The organism is Spirillospora sp. NPDC047418, assembly GCF_040643275.1.
GTDB lineage: Bacteria > Actinomycetota > Actinomycetes > Streptosporangiales > Streptosporangiaceae > Spirillospora.
This window is the reverse complement of sequence record NZ_JBEYTW010000197.1, coordinates 1-2,494: the sequence shown is the minus strand read 5'-3', so window position 1 is coordinate 2,494 and position 2,494 is coordinate 1. Positions and strand designations below refer to the sequence as shown.

General features: G+C 72.2%; 4 protein-coding genes. 2 read left to right on the top strand and 2 right to left on the bottom strand.

Annotation, left to right across the window (positions count from 1 at the left end; genetic code table 11):
- A partial coding sequence (locus ABZ806_RS44995) for an alpha-amylase family glycosyl hydrolase (protein WP_500226120.1) occupies nucleotides 1-461 on the bottom strand: 461 nt, incomplete at its 3' end.
- A 559-nt stretch (nucleotides 462-1,020) separates the two neighbouring features.
- On the opposite strand from ABZ806_RS44995, the gene ABZ806_RS44990 reads away from it, so the two are divergent.
- Together ABZ806_RS44990 and ABZ806_RS44985 are read left to right on the top strand one after the other, a co-directional pair.
- Complete coding sequence (locus ABZ806_RS44990; RefSeq protein WP_500226119.1) at nucleotides 1,021-1,341, top strand: hypothetical protein; 321 nt, start codon at nucleotides 1,021-1,023, stop codon at nucleotides 1,339-1,341.
- A gap of 3 nt (nucleotides 1,342-1,344) precedes the next feature.
- The gene (locus tag ABZ806_RS44985; RefSeq protein ID WP_500226117.1) at nucleotides 1,345-2,199 is read left to right on the top strand and encodes an STAS domain-containing protein; all 855 of its coding nucleotides are present in this window, start codon (nucleotides 1,345-1,347) and stop codon (nucleotides 2,197-2,199) included.
- Between the two features lie 16 nt (nucleotides 2,200-2,215).
- Here ABZ806_RS44985 and ABZ806_RS44980 read toward each other — a convergent pair.
- Nucleotides 2,216-2,494: hypothetical protein (locus ABZ806_RS44980; protein WP_500226115.1), on the bottom strand; the 279-nt coding region annotated here is incomplete at its 5' end.

Below are 2,494 nucleotides of genomic sequence, written 5' to 3'. Positions count from 1 at the left end.
ACGGGGTCGTAGGTCCAGTTGGAGGATTCGGTGTCGACGAAGATGATGCGGGCTTCGGGGTAGCCGGTGTCGTCGTCGGCCCACATGTAGAAGTCTCCGAAGGGCCCGTCGGGGTCGGTGCGGGACGCCTGGAACCAGGGGTGCTGGTCGGAGGTGTGGTTCATCACCAGATCCGCGATCACCCGGATACCGCGCGCGTGCGCCTGCTCGATGAGCTCGACGAAGTCACCGAGTTCCCCGAAGTCCGGCAGGATGCTGGTGTAGTTCGCGATGTCGTAGCCGCCGTCTTTCAGGGGTGACTGGTAGATCGGCAGCAGCCACAGGCAGTCGATGCCGAGCCATTGCAGGTGGTCGAGCCTGGAGATGAGGCCGCGCAGGTCGCCGTAGCCGTCGTTGTTGGAGTCGGCGAACCCGCGCACCGACACCTCGTAGAACACCGCCGTCTTGAACCAGTGCGGCATGCGCGGCGTGTCGTCGTCGAACGGGTCGGGGACGGCCCCGGCGGCCGGCGCCCCGTCCGGGGACCCGCTCGTGTCGCGGACGGTGGCTCCGATGTCCGCCTCCGGCATGGTGACCTCGTCGGACATGGCGCTGCGGGCGGTGTTCTTCGGCTGGCCGTGCATAGGTCACCCCGGGTGTGTTGGAGACATCTAGATCAGCAATGCCCGTAGGCGCGGCGAGTGACGTTCGCGACAGGCAACCATCCGTAAAAGATTCAGTACTCACCGTGACCGGGCGTGCCGCGGCGCCGTCCCGCGTCCGGACGGGTCAGCCCGCGGGCGCGGCGGGGGCACGCGGCGGGAAAGTGGCGCAAAAACCCGGCTGTGCGCGGCTCGGACGCTGGCGCGGCGGCTCCGGAAGACTTGCTTCGCGACGGTTGTGTCATGTCCGTGTTTTTAGGTTCGTCGCTTTTTCTGTCGCAGGCCCCGGGTAGGTCGCTTCCAAGCTCAGAACCCGCCTCACCAGCGGGTTCTGATCAGTTCGGACGGAAAGCGTCCGTCCAGAGCGATCGGAGGGACAGTGGAGCGCTGGGAGAAGTCGCCATCGGTCGTACCGACGCGCGATGAGCTCGTAGCGCGGCTGCGCGTTCGCTTTGCCGACATCCCGGCTGAGAACGTGCGCCGCTGCGTCGACGACCTGTGGTGCTGCTGCACCCATCTCGGGGTGCGGCCCGAGGAACGGACCATCGAGCGCCTCGCGGCGTCCCGGCTGACGGGCGTCGTGCGCGGCGGCCGGCCGCCCTATCCGGACGGCCGGACGGTGGCCGGACCGCCCGGCTCCACCCTGACCGCCCCGCCCCGGCCCGCGCGCGCGGCCGCCAGAACCCCGATCGGGATGTGACGTATGAAGGACACGACCGTGCCGGGCCTCAGCATCGAGACCCGGCGAGGGTTCATCGTGCTGAGCCTGCCCGCGCAGATCAGCTGGCAGAACTACGCGGGCATCCGCGAGGGCGTGAGCAAGGCCCTTTCGCTGGCCGCGGGGACCCCGGCGGGCGGCGCGTCCCGGGCGCGGCGGCGCACCTGCGTCGTCGTCGACTTCGGTGACGCGGTGCTGCTGGACGCGGCCGGGCTCGTCCTGCTGGCCCGCGCCGAGACGCGGGCGCAGCTGCTCGGCTGCCCGCTGCGCGCCGTGGTGCCCGCCCTGTCCGCGCACGTGCGCCGGGCGCTGCACCTGACCGGGCTGGCGCAGCTCGTCCCGGTGTTCCCCGACGTCGCGTCCGCGACGGGCACGCCCGTCCCGGCCGGGACGGCGGGCGACGTCGACACCACGCACGTGCTGGACGCGATCCGCGCCCTGCACCCGGGGGACGCCGGGCTCACCCCGACGCCGCCCGCGCCGTCCGAGCTGATGATCACCACGACGGGGGCCGGCGACGGGGACCACACGGTCGTGCACCTGTCCGGGGTGCTGGACGAGGTGACGGTGCCGCGGCTCGGGGAGACGCTGACGACGCTGGTCGAGGGGAACCTGCGGCACCTGATGGTGCGGATGCACGAGCGCCTCGGGATCCGCTGCGACCCGCTGCCGATCCTGCTCGGCATCCGCTGGCGGGTCGCCGCCGAGGGCGGCTGCCTGGCGCTGCCCGCGCTGCCGGCCCGGCTCCGCGAGATCATCGACCGGGAGGGGCTCGGCTCGGTGTTCACCGGCTGCCGGTCCATCGAGGACCGCCTGCTCAGCGGCGCCGAACCGGCCTGACGGCCCGGCCGCCCGGTCAGCTCCCGCTCGGGCGCCGCCGGTTCCGGGCGGTCCGCGGCGCGGCCCGGCGCGACCTCGCGGTCGTCCCGTCCGCCCCGGCCATGCTCCCGTCCGACCGGCGGCTCCCACCGGCCCGCACACGTCCGTCGTTCCGCTGGAACGTGAGGATGTGTGCGGGCTTCGTGTGCGGGTCGAGCCGCACGTAGTTGGCCTGGGTCCAGGTGTAGGTGGCGCCGTCGAGTTCGTCGGTGACGGTGTGGGGGTGGTGGGGGTCGTCGGGTAGGCCGAGGGCGGG

Coding starts and splice junctions, on each gene's coding strand:
- ABZ806_RS44985 (WP_500226117.1), top strand. CDS start 1,345: ATGAAGGACACGACCGTGCCGGGCCTCAGCATCGAGACCCGGCGAGGG.